Consider the following 20532-nt stretch of genomic DNA (forward strand, 5'->3'; position numbering starts at 1 on the left):
CTTAAAAACTTTATTTGTAACGCTGTTAGTCGCTTAATTCGCCGCGCAAGTTTTGCGTTAATAGATGGCTTATTTCCTCAAAAGGAAGCCCTTTACTTAATAAGTAGTGCAGTTTCGCGAGGGCAGCCTCGGGCGTCATATCGCTACCCGATAAAACTCCTACTTCTTGTAGGCCATGGCCAGTGGCATAGCCACCCATGTTTACGCGACCGCGCATACACTGGGTACAATTCAAAACAGGAATTTCTCTGGCTTTTGCGTATTTTAACTGTGCAATAAGCTCAGGGTTCTGAGGTGCATTGCCCACACCATAACTCAGTAAAATCAACGCGTTCACAGGTTGCTGTAGCGTGTTTTTAATCACCTCTGGCGCAATACCGGGATACAAACTTACCATGCCGATCGGTTGGGCTTTGACGTTCGATACCGTTAAGGTGTTATTTGGTGTCTTCGCTAATTCACCGGCTTTCAGACGAATGTTAATGCCAGCTTCTAACAGTGGAGGAAAGTTAGGGGAGTCAAAGGCACTGAATCCATCTGCATCTACTTTGCGGCTGCGGTTGCCACGAAGTAGTCTGTTGTTGAAGAACAGTCCGACTTCGGCAATGGGGAAGTTCGCGGCAACATATAACGCGTTTAGAAGGTTGACTTGACCATCTGAGCGAAGCTCTGCCAATGGAATTTGAGAACCGGTAACAATGACAGGTTTTGACAAATCCTCAAGCATGAAACTCAACGCCGAGGCGGTGTATGCCATGGTGTCTGTACCGTGCAAAATAATGAAGCCATCGTACTTGTCGTAGTTGTTGGCGATATCATCGGCAATACGCTGCCAGTCAGACGGATCCATGTCTGATGAATCGATAAGGTTATCGTATTCATGCAGGGTAAAAAGGGGCATTTCAGAACGGTGAAACTCCGGCATCTTTTTCAGTGTGTCTGACAAGAAGCCTGCAGCGGGTACGTAGCCTTGTTTAGACGGCTTCATACCAATAGTTCCACCTGTATAGGCAATATATATATGTTTGCGCATGAAATGACCTTACCCTTAATTTGGGAATACTTTTCAAAAGGGGATAGCGTAATTTGACGGGCATTCTAACAATACCCACGGGTTTGTCACCCTGAAATACGAAGGCACAAAAAAGCGGTGAAGATCACCGCTTTTATTCTGTATCAACTTTTTAGCAACGTTAGGCTGAGCCCTATGCTGAAGTTCGGTACTACTTAACTTCTTTACCCGCTGCTTGTTGGTCTGCATGGTAGCTCGAGCGGACCATTGGGCCACATGCTGCATGCGTGAAGCCAATTTCTTTTGCGTAGTCACCAAGGGCGTCGAATTCCTTAGGGTGTACGTAGCGCTTAACCGGGTAGTGGTGACGGCTTGGCTGAAGGTATTGACCCAGCGTAAGCATGTCCACATTGTGAGCGCGCAGATCATCAAGTACGCCTTGAATTTCTTCGTTCTCTTCGCCCATACCCATCATCAGACCAGATTTGGTCATCACGTCAGGGTGTTGCGCTTTAAACTTCTTAAGCAAATCCAACGACCATTGGTAATTCGCGCCAGGGCGACATTCACGGTATAAACGCGGGATCGTCTCTAAGTTGTGGTTGAACACATCAGGCACGCCGTCTTTGAAAATCTCAAGTGCACGATCCATACGTCCACGAAAATCGGGTACTAATACTTCGATTGTCGTTGTTGGACTGTGTTCGCGAATGGCGTTAATACAATCTACGAAATGCTGAGCGCCACCGTCGCGAAGGTCATCGCGGTCAACAGAAGTAATAACCACATAGCGCAAATTCATTTCTGCAATGGTTTTAGCCAGCTTCTCAGGCTCTTCTGCACTAGGAGGCAGAGGTTTACCGTGGGCTACGTCACAGAAAGGACAACGACGAGTACAAATATCACCTAGAATCATAAAGGTGGCTGTACCGTGGTTGAAACACTCGGCAAGGTTAGGACAACTCGCTTCTTCACACACAGAGTGAAGATTGTTTTTGCGAAGTGTCTGTTTGATGTGATCAATTTTCTCGGTAGTACGAGGAAGCTTGATTTTAATCCACTCCGGCTTGCGCAGCATTTCTTCCTTTTCAGTAGGAATAATAGTGACGGGAATGTGTTTTACTTTTTCATCATCACGGAGTTTTATCCCCGCTTGAGGTCGTGCATTACTCATCAAAACCTTCTTTGTATGTTGGCTGTGCAATGGAAAGCGCTTCTAGCAACAAATGCGTTAATTCATTACCAGCGGTCTCAAGCGTAGTTGGACCATTGAGGCGCGCGGTATCGATCATTTCCATACCGGCATAACCGCAAGGATTAATACGCTGAAACGGTGATAAGTCCATATTAACATTTAAAGCTAAGCCATGAAACGAGCAGCCATTACGTATTCTTAAACCTAATGAACAAACTTTCTTCTCATCGACGTATACGCCAGGCGCATCGGGCTTTGGATACGCGGTTACGCCGTATTTTCCAAGTAGTCCGACCACCGCTTCTTCCATAGCAGTGACTAAATGGCGAACACCTAGCTTTCTGCGCTTAATGTTTAGCATCAGATAAATCACTTGTTGGCCTGGACCGTGATAGGTCACTTGGCCACCTCGGTCAACCTGAACAACAGGAATATCACCAGGCATAAGTATGTGTTCAGCTTTGCCTGCTTGTCCTTGCGTAAAGACGGCATCGTGTTCAACAAGCCAAATTTCATCTTGGGTATTTTGGTATCGCTCATCGGTGAAGCGTTTCATTGCCTCGAAGATAGGCTCATACGGCTGACGCCCTAACTGACGTACTATAACGCCGTTTGCGTCAGACGCTATCGACTGCTCATTCACTTAAAGTACAACCCTAACCAGCTCTAATTTGGCAAGTTCAGTGTAAATGGTTTCCATGTGCTCTTTGCTGGTTACACGCACACTGATAGACACCGAGTGGTAAGTACCTTTACTACTTGGTTTTACGTTAGGCGAGTAATCGCCTGGCGCATGTTGCTGAAGGCAGCTCACTACCTGTTGAGGTAGGTCTTCATGAGCAACGCCCATGACTTTAAACGTTTGGTTTGTTGGAAAATCTAGTAATTCGTCGAAACGGGTATCCATGCGATATCCTTGGTACTTAAAATATCATATAAAAAAACGGCCAGATTGTAACAAATCTGGCCGCTTCACAACTAGCTTTTTAACGTATTCAGTAAAGGTGTTTACTCGTCGTCAAATCCTAGCTGAAGCATAATGTAGTCTTTCATGCGATTAAAGAAGCTGCCTTCTTTTACTTCTTGAAGGGTAACTAGGGGATAGCTAGCCACATCTTCACCGTCTAGTTGTAGATAAAGTTTTCCAACAACCTGACCTTTTGCAAGTGGTGCTTCAAGCTTGTCATCAAGTTCGAAGTTAGCTTCTAAATTAGCCGCCTGACCGCGTGGAATAGTAATGGGGGTAGATTGATTAATTCCAAGGTCTACTGTCTCTCTATCACCCATATAGATGCGGTGAGCAACGAAACTATGACCAGCTTGGTATGGCGTAAGTGTCTCGTAAAAACGGAAGCCATACTTAAGTAGCTTTTTGTTTTCAACTTTACGTGCACGTTCGCTATCAGTCCCCATAACTACAGAGATTAGACGCATACCGCCTTGCTCTGCAGAAGTGATTAGGCTGTAGCCCGCATCAGACGTGTGGCCAGTTTTAATGCCATCAACGTTTAAGCTTTTGTCCCATAACAGGCTATTGCGGTTGTATTGCTTAATGCCGTTGTAGGTGAATTCCTTCTCGCTATAAATCTTGTACATTTCTGGCGTTTCTGCGATAAGCGCGCGAGACAGAATCGCCATGTCACGAGGGGTAGTGTAGTGGTCAGGGTCGTGAAGACCGTGAGCATTAACCCAGTGAGAACCACTCATGCCAAGTGATGCCGTGTGTGCATTCATCATGCTGGCAAAAGCAGATTCTGAACCTGCTACGTGTTCTGCCATAGCAACACAGGCGTCGTTACCTGACTGCACAACAATGCCACGCAGTAAGTCACGTACTGAAACTTGTGTACCTACTTCAATAAACATTTTTGACGAGTCAGGGAATTTCTTCGCCCATGCGTTTTCCGAGATAGTCACTTCGTCGTCTAAGCTGATGTTACCGGCCTGTAATTCTTTGCCAATAACATAAATAGTCATTATTTTCGTTAAGCTCGCAGGAGCAAGCTGCATGTCCGCATTTTTAGATGCAATCACATGACGCGTTTCAAAGTCGGTTAGAAGAAAACCTTCTGCGGCAACTGAAGGAGCAGGCGGAGTGACTACGGCAGCATTTGCTGTGTGTAGTAAAGTGCCTATCACCAAAAAGGCAAATGAAAGTAATGACGGTTTAGCGCGTTGAATTATTCTGAGCATGGTTCTAATTTCTTTGACCGTTTTATCCGTGTGAGTTAAAGCTTACCCTATTGTTGCGATGACCGCGAAACGATGACCGCAAAACATGGCTACCCAATTTTAGCTTTTGTCCAGTTCGTAACCGAATTCTGTTGTTTCACCTACTTATTATTTGAGGTGACGAGAGATCTTAACGAAAGGCTGCTTATAAGACTAGGTTTTATCAAAAAAGTTTACGCGATTGTAGGTATTAGGCGAAGAAACCGTGATATTGCCTGCTGAATGACACAATGCTGCCACAATGTCGTTGTTTTTATGAGCGTGCGACAACCCAACCAACTACATGGTCTGTGTAATCGCGTAAGCGTTGGGATAGCCATTTTGCTTTAATTGTTCAAGAACCTCCGCGACGACAGCTTCATCGTGGATAGGGCCAAGCTGTAGTTTATAAATGTTATCTGCTACTGGCAGGTGAGCGGGAATTTGATATAACGCCGATAGCACGTTAGAGATAGATTTTGCCTTCTCGGCGTTTGAAAGCGCAGCAACTTGAATATAGATCGCATCAATTACCGCGTTGCTACTTTTCCCACTGCTGCTTGTATTGGTATCCGCGGTGTTCGAAGAGGGGGCTAATGGCGGGGTGGGTGAAGTTGCTGCCAAGGCCGGTGCGGGTACTACCGCAATACCCAAGTATTCATCGTATGTAACGGTTGGACTGTTTCCCACCGTCACATTGTTTTGTTCGTCAAAGTGGATAACTTCAAGTTTGACTCGCGCTGTGCCTTTGCTGTGGTAGCCTAGTTTTACTGCGGCTGCATACGACAAATCGATAATTCTATCATCGTGAAAAGGGCCGCGGTCGTTAACGCGGACGATCGCTTGTTTGTTATTTTCCAAGTTAGTAACACGCACGTAAGAGGGCAGTGGCAATGTTTTGTGAGCCGCGCTCATGGCAAACATATTGTAAGTTTCGCCATTTGAGGTTAAGTGACCGTGAAACTTCTGACCATACCAACTGGCATAACCAACCTCTTCATAGCCTTTACCACTATCCATTGGCGTGTAGTGCTTGCCCAGTACCTTGTAAGGCCTGCTGTTAAACATGCGGTAGGCTTCGTATTTTGGTACAGCATCAAGTGTTTCTGGTTTCTTGGCAACGTGCTTAGGCGCTGAGTCTTGCTTTTGAGTATAGCGACCAGATTGTGTAGGTGCACTTTGGCATCCCACTAATGCCAAAACTATAAAAACAGCTGAGCCATAGCGAAAGAACTGTCCGTTTGCCAGATTTTGGGCAACAAGACCCGCATTAACTAAACCCGCTTTTACAAAATCAAGTACCGAAAAAAGGCGTTGCAACATACAAGTTATCTAGACATTAAACGTTTCTGAGTGGCAATGGCCATAAGAATGCCAAAACCTGCCATTAAAGTCACCATAGATGTTCCTCCAAAGCTCACTAGAGGAAGGGGAACACCCACCACGGGAAGTAATCCGGACACCATGCCCATGTTTACAAATACATAAACAAAAAAGGTAAGGGTAATACTGCCGCCAAGCAATTTTGCATAGGCGTCTTGTGCCCGGCTAGAAATTATAAGGCCGCGCATAATTATAAAAATGTATATTGCCATTAAACACATTACACCGGTAAGACCAAACTCTTCACTGAATACTGAAAAGATAAAGTCGGTGTGACGTTCGGGTAAAAACTCGAGTTGTGATTGCGTGCCTTGCAGCCAGCCTTTGCCGTCTACACCACCGGAACCAATGGCAATTTTAGATTGGATTATGTGGTAGCCAGAACCTAGCGGGTCGCTTTCTGGGTTCAAAAAAGTAAGAACCCGCTGCTTTTGGTAATCCTTCATTAAAAAGAACCACATCACAGGCGCAAACGCGCCAATGAGGCCGCCCACTACTGAAATAAGACGCCAGCTCATACCTGCCAGGAATATGGCAAAGATACCTGAACTGGCGATGAGTAACGAGGTCCCTAAATCAGGCTGCTTTGCAATGAGAATGGTGGGCACGACCACCAAACCAAACCCAACGATAATGTGGGTGGTGCGTGGCGGCATAGTGAATTTACTGATATACCATGCAACCATCATAGGCACGGCAAGCTTCATCAGTTCAGAGGGCTGAAAACGGATAAAGCCCAGGTCTAGCCAGCGCTGTGCGCCTTTGCCCATATCACCAAATAATAAAACGGCAATTAGCATGAGCAGGCCTGCACCATAGGCATAGGTTGAGAAAAACCTAAACACGCCCAAAGGGGCTTGGGCTAATCCGAACATAACGATAAAGCTAAATCCCAGCCTGATAAACTGGCGCTCCATTTGCTCCATATCCTGACCTGACGCCGAGTACAGAGTAAATAGCCCAACACAACTTAGCACGAGTAGCCCGACTAACAGCCATCCATCGATATGAATGCGCTGAAGAAAACTCATTTTATTAGGGTTTATGGTGGTTCTCTTCACTAGTTTGTCCCTAATTCATTATCATTGTTTGCCGAGTCAGCTTCGGCAGTTTCAAAAACACGGTCTCTGAAATAGAAATCCATGATTTGACGGGCGACGGGTGCTGCGTTCTTACTACCACCGCCTACGTTTTCAAGGACCACGGTTACCGATATCTCTGGATCATTGAAAGGTGCGAAGCCAACATACATGGCATTGTCTCGAAGACGCTCATCAATTTTAGTAGCGTCATATTTTTCATTTTGGCCAACGGTAAACAACTGTGCTGTTCCTGTCTTACCCGCAGAGTCGTAAGGGGTATCTGCAAATGCATGACGCGCGCCGCCTTCTTCGCCACTCACAACATCGCGCATGGCGTTTAACACCACATCTAAATTGTTACGGTTCTTAATTTCTATAGGCCGCAGCGACTTAAGTGGGATAAGGTCGACAGAACTATCGGTGTTCATATAACCGCGAATGATTTGTGGAATATAGCGTTCCCCAGCATTGATCAGCGTGTTAACCGATGTATTTAACTGTACCGGCGTGGTGGTCCAGTAGCTCTGTCCTATACCAACGGGAATGGTGTCACCAATATACCAAGGTTGATTAAAGCGAGCGCGTTTCCAGCCTCGGCTAGGCATGTTGGCATCTGACTCTTCATAAAGATCGATACCCGTGAAATCTCCGAATCCGAATTCGTACATAGATTCACTGATTTTATCGATACCCAATTTATACGCTAGCTCGTAATAATAAGTATCGCACGACACTTCTATTGCTTTTGATACGTTAACTTTGCCATGTCCCCATCGACGCCAATCGCGCCACACGTGCGACACATTTGGCAATTGATAGCGTCCTGTATCGTTAATGGTGTAGTCTTTGGTGATAATGCCTTCTTCTAGTCCAACAAAACCAAGGTGCGGTTTAATGGTAGAAGCGGGAGGGTATTGTCCTTGTGTCGCTCTGTTAATTAGCGGGCGGTCTGGCGAATTCAGTAGCGCAGAGTAATTCTTGCTGCTGATACCGTGCACGAATAAATTGGGGTCGTAACTAGGGTTAGAATATAGTGCCAGTACGCCACCTGTTTTAACATCGGTAACCACTACAGCGCCGCGCATGCCTTCTATTATTCGCTGGGCTTCCAACTGAAGCTCTAAATCCAGGTTAAGTACGATATCTTTGCCCGGTGTTGGTGGCTCAACACTGAGTACACGAATAATTCGGCCTTGGTTGTTTACTTCGACCTGCTGATAACCCACTTTTCCATGAAGCAGCTCTTCGTGATATTTCTCTATGCCTAGCTTACCGATATCGTGGGTTGCGGCGTAATTATCTTCTTGGCCTGCTTCAACGAGTTTTTGTAAGTCTCGCTTGTTAATGCGTGCAACATAACCCAGTGCATGGGTAAGCGTTTCTTTATAAGGGTAATGACGAGCTAAACGCGCTTCAATTTGAACACCCGGAAACTTGTGTTTGCTGGCAGAGAACAGAGCAACTTCTTCTTCGCTTAGCTGAGTGCGAAGCGCAACGGGTTTAAATCTCCGCGTTCCTTTTAGCGTAGATTGAAAGCGTTCAATTTCATCGCTGGTGATGCTCATTAATTCGGTCAGATCTGCAAGGGTTTGTTCAATATCATCCACTTGCTCTGGAATAACTTCCAAACTGAAAACCGGACGGTTCTCGGCTAAAAGCACGCCGTTACGGTCATAAATGAGACCGCGGTTAGGCGCTACGGGCAGCACTTTAATTCGGTTACCGTTAGACCGGGTTTGATAATCTTCAAATTGGGTGACCTGCAAAGAATAGAGGTTGTTAAGTACAATGCCCAACATGGCCACAACAATAATAAAAGCAATGGTCGCTCGGCGCGCGAACAAGTTCGCTTCAGCGGAGTGGTCCCGTATTGCTTGACGTTTTCGTTGCATTGACTTCCTTTGCATTAATAAAGCGACCAATTACTCACGGTGATAAGGGTGATTTTGCGTCACCGACCACGCGCGGTATAAGCTTTCTGTAAGAATGATCCTAACAAGTGGATGGGGTAGAGTTAAGGCTGATAAGGACCACTTTTGTTCCGACGCAGCAATACATTCTGGTGCTAACCCTTCTGGACCACCAATAAGCAGGCTTACGTCGCGCCCGTCCATTTTCCAATTGTCGAGTTGTTTAGCAAGCGTGGGAGTGTCCCAGGGTTTACCTGTTACTTCTAACGTAACAATGCGATTTCCTTTGGGAATAGCGGCTAGCATTTGCTCGCCTTCTTTTTCCAAAATGCGCTTAATATCCGCGTTTTTGCCTCGCTTTCCGGCGGGTATTTCAGTAAAGGACACTGGCATGTCGCTAGGGAAACGACGAATAAACTCATCCACGCCTGTACTTACCCAGCTTGGCATTTTTGTTCCGACCGCGACGATTTGTATACGCACTTCTTTTACCCTTACCGCAGGAATTAGTATTTCACTTATACAATAAAGGCCATACGCATTTAAGTATGGCCTTTATTGACCGTGTTACTGCATGTTTATAGCAGGCGTTTACGCCACTACGACCACAGTTTCTCTAGCTGGTAGAAATCACGGGTTTCATCTTGCATAACGTGCAAAATAACATCACCAAAATCAACCAGAACCCATTCGCCGGTTTCCTTACCTTCCACGCTTCCAGGTGCGTGGCCCGCTTTCTTCGCTTCTACCATGACATTTTCTGCAATAGATGAAACGTGGCGCTTTGAGTTACCTGAACAAATGATCATGGTATCTGTAATACTTGATTTGCCGCGAACGTCTAGTTCAATAACATCACGGCCTTTCATATCGTCAATTTTGTCTTTAACAAACTGTTTGAGCTGTTGACTCTCCAAGAGTTTTCCTCACTTACTTAACTTTTATATAACTGATGTTCGTTTATGTAATCTAAAACGCTTTCTTCTAACCATAAGTTAGATAGGTCAGCATTTGAACTGTTTGGCGTACCCGCTTTTTCAGGCGTAGCAGCACCTGCTAGTACGTCACGAATTTCAGTAGATGAAACACTAAACAGCGGTGTGTTGGTTAACACTACATGGCCTGCAGGCTTTGCGTGAATAACATTTTTATCGTTAGCCACATGACAATCTAACCAAGCTTGTATTGCGGGAGGCGGCGAAAATTTTTCGTCGTCTCTGCGCATAACCACTAAGTGACAATAATCGAGCAGGTGTTCCCACTCGTACCATTTGTCTAGATTATACAGTGAATCAGCGCCAATGAAAAAACAGATTGTGTCATCGCTTTTCTCTTTAAGTGCACGCAGTGTTTTAACTGTATAAGAGGGTGACGGAAGCGTCAGTTCAATTAACTCTGGAATAAGTCTGTCATTGTTTTGGGCGCAAAGTTCAATCATTTTTACCCGATGGCTTTCTGACACACCTACTGACTTATGCGGAGCTAATTTACAAGGCATGAGATGAACGTGGTTTACGCCAATTTCATCCGCCGCTTTTAGTGCCGCACCAATATGGCCTTTATGCGGCGGATTAAACGTACCACCAAGAATGGCTTTCACCGTTGGATATGCTCGAGAAGCGCCGGAAAGACTCACTTAGACTTGCCCATTATGCCTGTAACAAAGGAATTTCGCGAAGGTCCATACCCATGAACATCATGCACAAGTGACACATTTCGACGTAAGGGCGGGCAATGACATTTTGTTTGAATGCATGATCTGACTGAGTCAACGCTTTTTGGATGTCTTCTAGCTGCGCGACGCTCAGACGATTCAATGCACTTTGATAAAAACCTTGTCTATTACGCCAAATACCGAATTTTTGCCACTGAATGGGGGCACCGCTTTGCTGCGCTAGTTTTAGTTTCCATAACTGCTCCCACTCTCGAATCAGCGCCCAAATAATGATGTTAGGCTCCAGACCCTCGCTCTCTAATCGGTATAGCATTTTTATGCAGCGGGTACTGTCGCCGCTAAGCATAACGTCAACTAGTTGAAACACGTTGAAGCGCGACTGATCGACCATCGCCTTTTCAATTTGTTCGTCTGAAATAGACTGGTGTGGATAGAGTAGGGCGAGCTTGTCAATTTCTTGTTTAGCAGCAAGCATGTTGCCTTCGCAGAAATCAGCAATCATTTTAGCACCCGACGCTGATACGGAGAGTTGGTGGGCAATTAACTGCTGGTTGAGCCATGCATTGAGCTGCTTGCCTTCCAACGGGTAACACAATACCGACGCGCCCAAATCATCAAGCACTTTAAACCATTTGCCGCGCTGCACGTCTTTGCCAATTTTGGGGCCGTGAACCAGCAACAAAATATCGGGGTTTAATGACGCCGCGACTTCTTGCAGCATTTTACTGCCTTCAGTGCCCGGTTTTCCCGTAGGTAGCTCTAATTCAATAAACTGTTGGCTTGAGAAAAGCGACATGCTTTGCGTGGCTTCAATCAACTGATTCCAGTTAAAGCCGGTTTCAGCAACAAGTACTGTACGCTCTTCAAAGCCATTGGCTTTTGCTTTAGCGCGTATTTGCTCAATGACATCAAACTTCTGCTGGGGTTCATCTCCAAACACCAGATAGCACGGGCGAAGTGCCTTGGTGATATCTTGGCTAAATTGGTTTGGATAAATCTGCATGAAAAATTCTGATGTTTACTGACTAATTGAAGTCGATGCATTTGGTGCAGCGGCTGCCTGACTGAAAAGGCGTCTGATCATGATATCAGCGGCTTCATCGCGCATTTCACTTAACATCAATTCAAGTTCACGAGACTTTGCCAACACTTGGTCAGGGTCGTCTTGATAGTCGCGTACTACTTCAAATTGCACCACTACCGCTTCCTTACCAGGAAACTGCACGCGGTAACGCACAACATATATTAGTTCATATTCAGCAACTTGACCCGAAGGGTAAACCGACAACAGCTGACGTTCTAGTTTCTCTGGAAGCAAATAGATGTTTACGTTTTGGTTAGAGCGCGATGTTTTATCTACGCTAACACTGGATAAACCGTAAACGTTTAAGCGTTTATCAAGCGCACGCGCCAAGGGCGCGTGTGCTCGGGCACTTTCAATAGCAACGGTGTTTATGTCGTCAGGTAGGCTAGGGCTACTTCGCAAATGAAAGCCACAGCCAGTAACCAATACGGTTCCTAACACAGCGACTGCGAATTGTAAGTGCTTTTTCATCAGTATCTGACCTAGTTAGCTACAATGTTTACAAGCTTGCCAGGCACAACAATCACTTTACGAATGGTTTTACCTTCGATGAATTGCTGAACGTTAGGCTGTTCTTTCGCAGATGCTTCAATGCTCTCTTTGCTAGCATCAGCAGCAATTGTCATCTTAGCGCGAACCTTACCGTTAACCTGAACGATGATTAGCTTTTCGTCTTCAACCAATGCGGCTTTATCAGCCTGTGGCCATGGTGCTAAATCGATATCTTCACTGTGACCCAACACTTTCCATAGCTCGTGAGCGATGTGCGGCGTAATAGGGTTTAGAAGCAACAAGATAGATTCACAGGCTTCGCGCATAATTGCGATGTCCTGCGCGTTTTCTTGTGGTGCTTTTTGAAGGTGGTTTAACAATTCCATCACTGCTGCAACCGCAGTGTTAAAGGTTTGACGACGGCCTAAGTCATCAGACACCTTTTCAATGGTCTTATGTACCTCACGGCGAAGTGCCTGTTGGTCTTTCGACAGTGCCTTAACATCAATCGCTTCTGGCGTGCCTTTTTCAACGTGTTCGGTCACTAATTTCCAGATACGACGTAAGAAACGGTTTGCTCCTTCAACACCAGAATCTACCCATTCAAGGGTTTGCTCCGGTGGCGCAGCAAACATGGTAAATAAACGCACTGTATCGGCACCGTACTGATCAATAACTTCTTGCGGGTCGATACCGTTATTCTTCGACTTAGACATTTTCGTCATACCGCCGTGAATAACTTCTTCACCGTCAGCGGTTAGCCATGCTTTAACAATACGGCCTTTATCGTCTTTTTCAGTGCTTACTTCGGTAGGCGAGAACCAGGTTTTCTTACCCGACGCGTCTTCACGATAGTAAGAGTCGGCTAATACCATACCTTGACACAGCAAACGCTTAAACGGCTCATCAGAGTTTACCAAGCCTTCATCGCGTAATAATTTGTGGAAGAAACGCGAGTAAAGTAAGTGCAAGATAGCGTGCTCGATACCACCAATGTATTGATCTACCGGCAACCAGTAGTTTGCTGATGTCGGGTCAAGCATGGCGTCGTTGTTAGTAGCACAGGCATAGCGCGCGTAGTACCACGATGACTCCATAAAGGTGTCGAAAGTATCCGTTTCACGTAACGCGGCTTCGCCATTGTATGTGGTTTTTGCCCACTCAGGGTCAGCTTTAATTGGCGAGGTAACGCCATTCATTTCTACGTCTTCAGGCAAAACAACCGGTAGTTGGTCAGCAGGAACCGGAACAGATTCACCGTTTTCCAAATTTAGCATTGGAATAGGTGCGCCCCAGTAGCGCTGACGGCTTACGCCCCAGTCACGAAGACGGTAATTTACTTTGCGCTTTCCACAGCCTTTGCTTTCAAGTTCATCAGCAATACCATTAAATGCGGCATCGAACTCAAGACCGTCGAACTTAGCTGAATTGATCAAGCTACCTTTTTCAGTAAATGCAGAGGCGGTAAGGTCGCACTTGTCTTCATCACCTGCGTTTGGCGCAATGACTTGTTGAATAGGTAGGTTGTATGTAGTCGCAAATTCCCAATCGCGCTGGTCGTGGCCAGGAACGGCCATTACCGCGCCTGAACCGTAGTCCATCAACACGAAGTTAGCGACCCAAATTGGAAGCTTTTCACCGGTTAGTGGGTGAACAACCTCAAAGCCCGTGGCGAAACCTTTCTTCTCCATGGTTGCTAATTCAGCTTCAGCAACTTTGGTGTTTTTACATTCGTCGATAAAGGCCGCTAAATCTGGGTTCGATTTTGCTGCGAATTCGGCAAGAGGGTGCTGCGCAGCCACTGCAACGTAAGTAACGCCGTAGAAGGTATCTGGACGCGTGGTATATACCGTCAAATCGACAATGTCGTTAACCGCTGACGCTAAATCGAAGGTAATTTCAACACCTTCAGAGCGGCCAATCCAGTTTGCCTGCATTGCGCGTACTTGGTCTGGCCATTCTTCAAGCTGTTCTAAGTCTTGTAAAAGTTCTTCGGCGTAGTCAGTAATTTTAATAAACCACTGAGGGATCTCTTTTTGCTCAACCAGCGCACCAGAGCGCCATCCGCGACCGTCGATTACCTGCTCATTAGCCAAAACAGTTTGGTCTACAGGGTCCCAGTTCACAGTAGAGTTTTTCTTGTAAACAAGACCTTTTTCGTAAAGGCGTGTGAAGAACCACTGTTCCCAGCGATAGTAATCTGATTTACATGTGGTTACTTCGCGATCCCAGTCGTAACCGAAACCCAACGAGCGAAGTTGGTTTTTCATGTAATCAATATTTGAGTATGTCCATTTCGCAGGTGCAGTGTTGTTGTTAATTGCTGCATTTTCAGCCGGAAGACCAAAAGCATCCCAACCCATAGGCTGCAATACATTTTTACCCTGCATGCGCTGGAAACGGCTGATCACGTCACCAATGGTGTAGTTGCGCACGTGGCCCATGTGAAGTCGGCCACTAGGGTATGGGAACATAGACAGGCAGTAGAACTTTTCTTTTTCTACGTCGTCATTTGCTTTAAACGATTGGTTTTCTTCCCAGTATTGCTGAACGCGTTGTTCAATGTCTTTCGGATTGTACTGATTATCGGCCATGAAACTTAGGCTTCCGCATTAAAAGTTAAAACGTTTATGGGGCGGCATAAGGCGAGTTTGTAGCAACGCCAACTAACCGCGCGTGGGATTCACCCACTTAACATACATATAGCCCAATAGAATAACCCAGCGCTAAGCCATGCCTCAATAGCTTAACACCGAACTTGGCAATATTTATTGTTGCTTGCTTGAAAAGTGAGCATTAATGACACAGTTTACGCCGATTGAACACCAGAACTCGCCCCATTTGCTCATCTTACTTTGTCTTGGCGCCATCTTATCTTGTCGATAAACAGGCCTCGGTGTCACATCTAATTATTGTCACTAAACGCGGTTAGCGCATTTAGTTGTTGCGCCTGCACTTTGTCGACTACTCGAACTAAATTGGCGGCGTCTTCGTTAGATGCTTTTTGGCCATTAAAGTGAATATTACCTGAGGCGTGGTAGGTAAGGGTGACTTTAGTTTTCGGTATGCGACCGTCTTGTGTATTTGCATCCGGTGATGTGCTCGATGCTATTGTGCTGAATTCCCATGTCAGTGCACCTGACATACCCATCTCTTGAAGCGGCCCTAAGCCACCTGTCATCACCACTTTTTTGTTCGGTTCAACATAGCTTACCTGCATATGCGCTGCACTCGCCGTGTCAGTCGTCTCACAGAAACAGCCCCCAGCCTGCTCATCTATGCGCAAAGCACCTTTCCACCATGTGTGGTCTTTCGGCCACCACATATCCACATGTTGAATAAAATGAGAGTACACGACTTCAACTGGCGCATAGCTTTCACTCTCATTGGTGATAGAAAACCCTGAGTTATCTGCATAGTTTACGTTAGCGATACTCATTGAAGAAAATGCCGTACCCAGAAAGGTAGCAAGGAAAGCGGAGGTGAGCAGAAGGGGTGAGCGAGTTTTCAATTTTTTTGTCATTGTTATTACCCTGTTTTTGTTCATTGGTTATTGCGCGCGAAACCTGGTCTCGTCGCCAAAACGAATTTCGGTTCTTGTGTTTTCTAAGGTAATTGAAAGCAGCTTGCGTTGCTACCTACTTTAAAGCCTTACTGTTACAGGATTCTTCAGAGCTTTGTCTTGACCACATTGTCCTTACGGCTCAGACCTTGGCGCGCTTTTCTTAACGCTGTGATTTTAATGCTCTGATCCAAATTATGCGGCAGAAATAAATGCAGCGGTTAAATTGAAGTAAGTTCTTTCGTACTTAACTCCTTTTCGGCTTTTATTAGATGCTACACCTTGTGTCGCAAGGTATCAGTTCTAATGAAGACCACAAAAAGCTCGTAGTGCTTGCCAATTCCTCTCTAAAATCATGAAGGTGGTTGTTTGTTGTGCAATTAGCGATGCAAAGCTGCCTTATTCAGGATAAGCGTTTGACACTAATGTTAATTAGGGTTTCACTTAAGTAAAGAAACAAAGATAGAACAGACATGTCTGTAGACAGTAAATTATATGCGTTAGATGTAGACGCGCTTTCACCTACCATAAATCGCCGAGCTATAAACAGTGCCTTAAAAGATGATGAAGCGCTAAATGCGACCTTCATTGGGCAAGAGCGTGCGCGTGAAGCACTTACGTTTGGGTTAGGTATTAACACCAAAGGCTACAATCTTTACGTGATGGGTGAGCCCGCTACGGGGCGCTTCACTCTAGTGAAGGATTACATTGAACGCCAAGTTGCCCAGCTACCGGCGCCTGATGATTGTTGTTATATCAACAATTTTGACGAAGAGCGCGAACCTGTTGCGCTAAAATTTCCTCCCGGAGGTGGAAAAGCATTCCACAAGGACATGGCTGCGCTTATAGACGATGTCTTAGACTCACTGCCCATTGCTTTTGATAACCCGGGATATCAGCGCCGTCGCGCGTCAATTTCCAGAGAATTCGAGCAAAAGTACGATGCGGCTATCGATGCGGTAGAGCGTTACGCACAAGCGAATGATGTTGCGCTTTACGAAGAGGGTGGCTCTATTACGTTTTCACCTATCGTTAACGGCAAGCCAATAAGTGACACAGAGTTTGCGTCATTAACTGACGCACAACGGGAAGGGTTTTATACTCTTATTGACGAGCTAGAAAATAGGTTAAGCGAAGGCCTGTTAAGCCTGCCTACGTGGAAACGCGAAAACTCTGAGCGTCTTCGTGAGCTTGACAAAAAGACCGCAGAGCAGGGAATTAAGCCGCTGCTAAAAGTGCTTGAGCACAAATACGCGTCTGAGCTAGGGGTAATGAAGTACCTCAAGCAGCTTAAAACTGCATTGGTCAACGCTATCTTAGTCATTCACAGTGAAGAGCAGAAAGAAGAGAAGAGTGATGACTTCGACAAGAAGATATTTTTAGAAGAGCAATTTCTTCCTAACGTTTTGGTGTCGAATAAACTCGATGACGCAGCCCCTGTTATTTATGAGCCGAACCCTACTTATCAAAATTTGTTTGGCAAAATAGAGTACACCAACATTCACGGCAGCGTGTTTACAAACTATCGCATGATTCAGCCCGGTGCGCTCCATCGTGCAAATGGCGGTTATTTGTTGTTGGATGTCGACCAACTTATTGAACAACCTTTCGTGTGGGATACTCTTAAGCTTGCCATCAAGTCGCAGCGCTTGCGCATGGACTTACCCCAGCAAGATGTGGGTATGGTGAACAACATTACGCTCAATCCACAGCCCATCGACTTAAATGTGAAAATCGTTCTGTTAGGCTCGCGTGATCTATACTACACGCTGCAAGATTACGATGACGAGTTTGATGAACTGTTTAGAGTGTTGGTGGATTTTGATTTGGAAATTCCCGTCACCAGACAGGCGCTTTTTGATTTCGTGGGCAAAGTACGTGCGCATCTTATTCAGTTAGGACTTAAAGGCATTACCGCTAACGCGATGTGCAGGCTAGTTGAGTACTCGTTAAGAATGGCTGAACATAAAGAAAAGCTATCTGCGCACTTCGCTGAAGTTATTGAGCTAGTTAATGAAGCCTATTATTTCTGTCAGAAATCTAATGCCGACACACTAGAACTCGATCATTTAAAAACCGCATTAAGTGCCAAGAAGCGTCGCACCGGCCGCGTCAGTCAAACACTATTAAACGATATTAAAGAAGGGCACGTGCTAATTGCCACTGAAGGAAAAGCGGTAGGCAAAGTAAACGGGTTAACGGTATTGGATATTGGTGACACTGCATTTGGTACGCCTGCACGCATTACGTCTACTGTATTTGCCGGCGCAAGTGGTGTAGTTGATATTGAGCGTGAGGTAGAGCTTGGACAGCCTATTCACTCAAAAGGCGTCATGTTGTTAAACGGCTACTTGGGCAACAAGTATGCCCAACATTTCCCGTTAACCCTATCGGCAAATATAGCGCTAGAGCAGTCATACGGACATATTGATGGCGATAGTGCATCCCTTGGTGAACTGGTTGCGCTTATCTCTGCGTTGACTGAAATCCCTTGCTTACAAACCTTGGCTATCACGGGTTCCATAAACCAGTATGGTGAAGTGCAAGCGGTTGGCGGTGTGAACGAAAAGATAGAAGGCTTTTTCGACTTGTGTCAACACCGTGGCCTCACCGGCACGCAAGGCGTGATTATTCCTAAATCAAATGCGATTAATTTGGTATTAGACGCCACTGTTATCGATGCTGTGAAAAAAGGGCTGTTCCATATTTACACTGTAGAGACCGTTGATGACGCGCTATCTATTTTGATGGAACAGGAAGCGGGTAAAATAAGCAGTAAAGGTCGTTACCCCAAAAATTCAATCAATTACCATGCCGTAAACCGTCTATACAATATTGCGCTTATTGTTAATGGGGGCGATGGCGAATAGATAAAAACGAAGCGCGTACTTGCAGTGTCGAGACGCGCTTCTTGATTTTTGCATTAATCTTGGTTGATGCGCTAATAAAGATGCGCTTTTTCAGTAGAACGTGCACACAGCCATTCAATGCTAAACGCAAGTACCAGAGCGCGCTAATCGCGGGTGCTGATGACCAGAGTCTCTGAAATTTTATCTTGGATAGCTTGTCGGTTAGGATCCCAGTAAATTTGCACAAATCCCAACAAGCCAGTTGCTAAACCCGCACCATAACCGCCATAACGACCAAAGCTCTCCCATAGCGACAGTCCAGAACCATCGAGTTTGAGTACTTGTATATTTAGCAGTCGTTTACCTGGAGTTTTTCCGTTAAACCAAGCGGTAAACACGCTGTAATAAAGCGCGGCCCAACCAAAGCCTAAGCCAAGCTCAGTAATTAACCCTTTGATCCACGCGACAATGCTGTATGTGTTTGCTGAGGGCTCTGAAGTTGCGTCATCGAAATCTGCTAGGTCACTTTCAATATCTTCAGCTTCCTGTAGGCCATTTTCATGCACACCTTTATTTTGAGCTTGCTCATTTACTCCAATATCATCATTCGCACCATTTTTCTCACCTGGGCGATTAGGCGAGTCGATCACGTTGCTGACAGTTGCATCGTCACGAAAGTAATTAGCCTCATTGGCAGCATCTAACGTAAGCAACACTGTCCAAAAGAGCATGAACGCTCCACCTATTCGAAGAAATGAACGCGTAGTTTTTTTATGGCTTTGATTGGCTACGTTGCGGCTAGCTTTATAAAACGTCACTGTAGCAATAATCGCCAAAAACAGTGCATCCAGTGAGCTCAAAATGGCGACAAATAGTAGGTCAATACACTGAGCCAACCCTCGTTGAAAAGGTGTAGCCAGACGCTTGCTTAACAGCGAGTTAGCCACGCCAAACGCATAGGGCGTGACTATATCCTTTGTTTCAACGGTTTCTAATTTATCTGCGGTATTATTTTCGACATCACTACTAATAGGTGGCGTATCAATATGTTGATGAGGGTGAGACATTTGCCGTCCACTGTGCTTAACCTAATTCCATAACACTACTTTACACAGTAAGGCGTATTATTTTAACTCTTTTATCTGAAGGGTAAGCACCTCACAAATACGCATGCAAGATACATTGTAATCTCTTCAATAGCCGGAATATTTTTCTTTTTAGCAAATAGATAAATTAGGTGTACTTCACTTAAGCTATTGATTTATATGCGCGGCATTGGGTTTGCATCAGAGTTTATCGAATGGATAACAATGATGCCTTTAAGGAGGTTACGATGTTTAACTCAAAACAAACGATTACAGCAACACTGGTTTCAGTCGCAATGATGGGGTCATCTGCAATGGCACAAGCTAACGTTGACGAGATGAAAACTGCGCAAATGCAAGCAGCTTCAACGTCAGTGCAACCTGAGTCCAGAACATCTGAGTCTGGTGATACGTGGATTACGTTGACCGGTGAGGTGTCTGCTGTAGATTCAAAATTCTTTACGTTAGATTACGGTGACGGGAATATCTTTGTTGAGTTAAGAGACACCGACCTTGACAGTAATGCCTATGCAAAAATGAAAGGCGAAGAAGTCATGGTAACGGCGCGTCTTGATGATGGCATGTTTTCAAGCGAAAGGTTAGTTGCTCAGAGTGTGATTGTTGATGGTATGGATACTGTTTACTTAGCTGAGTCGGTTAATCAGGCTTCGGCAGATCTTTATTTAAGTACAGCAAGTAACATTGAGTTTGACGATGAAGAAATGGTGCTTGTAGGTACCGTTAAATCAATTGGCAAAGAAGCGTTACAAATTGACGTGGGCGATACCACCCTCACGGTAGAGCTTGATGAGTTAGAGGACGCACCTGTGGATGCGGATGGTTACCTAACGCTAATGAAAGGCGAGCGCGTGCGCATTACCGGCGAACTAGAAGACGATTTCTTTAATCGTTTCACGGTAGAAGCTGATACGCTAATCAAAATGAAAAGTTAACTATTACTGATAGATAACGCTTTAAAAAAAACCGCCGAA

At 45.4% G+C, this 20532-nt stretch carries 18 protein-coding genes; 2 read left to right on the forward strand and 16 right to left on the reverse strand.

Translation table 11 applies throughout. The features are described 5' to 3' along the window. Positions 1-25: 25 nt before the first annotated feature. The 15 genes from ansA to ACFI6L_RS13715 form a co-directional block, all read right to left on the reverse strand. A complete protein-coding gene (gene ansA, locus ACFI6L_RS13645) occupies positions 26-1033 on the reverse strand; it encodes an asparaginase (RefSeq protein ID WP_039229460.1) in 1008 nt (335 codons plus the stop codon). A gap of 190 nt (positions 1034-1223) precedes the next feature. Then, positions 1224-2186 (reverse strand): lipoyl synthase, encoded by a 963-nt coding sequence (lipA, locus tag ACFI6L_RS13650; RefSeq protein WP_049588697.1) that lies wholly within the window; start codon positions 2184-2186, stop codon positions 1224-1226. Then, positions 2179-2850 (reverse strand): lipoyl(octanoyl) transferase LipB, encoded by a 672-nt coding sequence (gene lipB, locus ACFI6L_RS13655; protein ID WP_278344094.1) that lies wholly within the window; start codon positions 2848-2850, stop codon positions 2179-2181. Before lipB ends, lipA begins: the two co-directional genes overlap by 8 nt. Then, positions 2851-3114, reverse strand: a complete 264-nt coding sequence (gene ybeD / locus ACFI6L_RS13660; RefSeq protein WP_014949347.1) for a DUF493 family protein YbeD — start codon at positions 3112-3114, stop codon at positions 2851-2853. Positions 3115-3215: 101 nt separating this feature from the next. Continuing rightward, positions 3216-4400: a D-alanyl-D-alanine carboxypeptidase family protein gene (locus ACFI6L_RS13665; protein ID WP_462574203.1), complete on the reverse strand. Its 1185-nt coding sequence runs from the start codon at positions 4398-4400 to the stop codon at positions 3216-3218. A gap of 318 nt (positions 4401-4718) precedes the next feature. Beyond that, positions 4719-5741 (reverse strand): septal ring lytic transglycosylase RlpA family protein, encoded by a 1023-nt coding sequence (locus ACFI6L_RS13670; RefSeq protein ID WP_462574204.1) that lies wholly within the window; start codon positions 5739-5741, stop codon positions 4719-4721. Positions 5742-5746: 5 nt separating this feature from the next. Continuing rightward, entirely contained in the window at positions 5747-6862 is a 1116-nt protein-coding gene (gene rodA / locus ACFI6L_RS13675) for a rod shape-determining protein RodA (protein ID WP_039229455.1), read from the reverse strand. Next, complete coding sequence (gene mrdA, locus ACFI6L_RS13680; protein WP_462574205.1) at positions 6862-8775, reverse strand: penicillin-binding protein 2; 1914 nt, start codon at positions 8773-8775, stop codon at positions 6862-6864. The genes rodA and mrdA overlap by 1 nt, the downstream gene beginning before the upstream one ends. Before the next feature lie 30 nt (positions 8776-8805). After that, positions 8806-9276, reverse strand: a complete 471-nt coding sequence (gene rlmH, locus ACFI6L_RS13685) for a 23S rRNA (pseudouridine(1915)-N(3))-methyltransferase RlmH (RefSeq protein WP_014949352.1) — start codon at positions 9274-9276, stop codon at positions 8806-8808. A gap of 116 nt (positions 9277-9392) precedes the next feature. Beyond that, a complete protein-coding gene (rsfS, locus tag ACFI6L_RS13690) occupies positions 9393-9710 on the reverse strand; it encodes a ribosome silencing factor (RefSeq protein WP_014949353.1) in 318 nt (105 codons plus the stop codon). A 17-nt stretch (positions 9711-9727) separates the two neighbouring features. Then, positions 9728-10429, reverse strand: coding sequence for a nicotinate (nicotinamide) nucleotide adenylyltransferase (gene nadD / locus ACFI6L_RS13695; RefSeq protein ID WP_462574207.1), 702 nt, complete (start codon positions 10427-10429; stop codon positions 9728-9730). A 13-nt stretch (positions 10430-10442) separates the two neighbouring features. After that, entirely contained in the window at positions 10443-11471 is a 1029-nt protein-coding gene (holA, locus tag ACFI6L_RS13700; protein WP_462574208.1) for a DNA polymerase III subunit delta, read from the reverse strand. A 15-nt stretch (positions 11472-11486) separates the two neighbouring features. After that, positions 11487-12023 (reverse strand): LPS-assembly lipoprotein LptE, encoded by a 537-nt coding sequence (locus ACFI6L_RS13705; RefSeq protein ID WP_462574209.1) that lies wholly within the window; start codon positions 12021-12023, stop codon positions 11487-11489. A gap of 11 nt (positions 12024-12034) precedes the next feature. Next, on the reverse strand, positions 12035-14638 hold the full coding sequence (leuS, locus tag ACFI6L_RS13710) for a leucine--tRNA ligase (RefSeq protein ID WP_462574210.1): 2604 nt from the start codon (positions 14636-14638) through the stop codon (positions 12035-12037). Between the two features lie 311 nt (positions 14639-14949). After that, on the reverse strand, positions 14950-15567 hold the full coding sequence (locus ACFI6L_RS13715; protein WP_371342667.1) for an SRPBCC family protein: 618 nt from the start codon (positions 15565-15567) through the stop codon (positions 14950-14952). Positions 15568-16079: 512 nt separating this feature from the next. Between ACFI6L_RS13715 and ACFI6L_RS13720 the strand changes: the two genes are divergently transcribed. Beyond that, the gene (locus tag ACFI6L_RS13720) at positions 16080-18476 is read left to right on the forward strand and encodes a Lon protease family protein (RefSeq protein ID WP_014976416.1); all 2397 of its coding nucleotides are present in this window, start codon (positions 16080-16082) and stop codon (positions 18474-18476) included. A gap of 143 nt (positions 18477-18619) precedes the next feature. On the opposite strand, the gene ACFI6L_RS13725 is transcribed toward ACFI6L_RS13720, so the two are convergent. Then, positions 18620-19522 (reverse strand): RDD family protein, encoded by a 903-nt coding sequence (locus ACFI6L_RS13725; protein ID WP_462574211.1) that lies wholly within the window; start codon positions 19520-19522, stop codon positions 18620-18622. A gap of 266 nt (positions 19523-19788) precedes the next feature. On the opposite strand from ACFI6L_RS13725, the gene ACFI6L_RS13730 reads away from it, so the two are divergent. Beyond that, positions 19789-20493, forward strand: coding sequence for a hypothetical protein (locus tag ACFI6L_RS13730; RefSeq protein ID WP_462574212.1), 705 nt, complete (start codon positions 19789-19791; stop codon positions 20491-20493). Positions 20494-20532: the final 39 nt, after the last annotated feature.

The organism is Alteromonas sp. G4i35, from assembly GCF_054960375.1.

What these genes read in the sequence shown, in the direction of transcription:
- ACFI6L_RS13725 (WP_462574211.1), bottom strand. Translation starts at nt 19,522, where the DNA reads ATGTCTCACCCTCATCAACATATTGATACGCCACCTATTAGTAGTGAT.
- lipA (WP_049588697.1), bottom strand. Translation starts at nt 2,186, where the DNA reads ATGAGTAATGCACGACCTCAAGCGGGGATAAAACTCCGTGATGATGAA.
- ansA (WP_039229460.1), bottom strand. Translation starts at nt 1,033, where the DNA reads ATGCGCAAACATATATATATTGCCTATACAGGTGGAACTATTGGTATG.
- ACFI6L_RS13705 (WP_462574209.1), bottom strand. Translation starts at nt 12,023, where the DNA reads ATGAAAAAGCACTTACAATTCGCAGTCGCTGTGTTAGGAACCGTATTG.
- holA (WP_462574208.1), bottom strand. Translation starts at nt 11,471, where the DNA reads ATGCAGATTTATCCAAACCAATTTAGCCAAGATATCACCAAGGCACTT.
- ACFI6L_RS13670 (WP_462574204.1), bottom strand. Translation starts at nt 5,741, where the DNA reads ATGTTGCAACGCCTTTTTTCGGTACTTGATTTTGTAAAAGCGGGTTTA.
- ACFI6L_RS13720 (WP_014976416.1), top strand. Translation starts at nt 16,080, where the DNA reads ATGTCTGTAGACAGTAAATTATATGCGTTAGATGTAGACGCGCTTTCA.
- leuS (WP_462574210.1), bottom strand. Translation starts at nt 14,638, where the DNA reads ATGGCCGATAATCAGTACAATCCGAAAGACATTGAACAACGCGTTCAG.
- mrdA (WP_462574205.1), bottom strand. Translation starts at nt 8,775, where the DNA reads ATGCAACGAAAACGTCAAGCAATACGGGACCACTCCGCTGAAGCGAAC.
- ACFI6L_RS13715 (WP_371342667.1), bottom strand. Translation starts at nt 15,567, where the DNA reads ATGACAAAAAAATTGAAAACTCGCTCACCCCTTCTGCTCACCTCCGCT.
- ACFI6L_RS13665 (WP_462574203.1), bottom strand. Translation starts at nt 4,400, where the DNA reads ATGCTCAGAATAATTCAACGCGCTAAACCGTCATTACTTTCATTTGCC.
- ACFI6L_RS13730 (WP_462574212.1), top strand. Translation starts at nt 19,789, where the DNA reads ATGTTTAACTCAAAACAAACGATTACAGCAACACTGGTTTCAGTCGCA.
- ybeD (WP_014949347.1), bottom strand. Translation starts at nt 3,114, where the DNA reads ATGGATACCCGTTTCGACGAATTACTAGATTTTCCAACAAACCAAACG.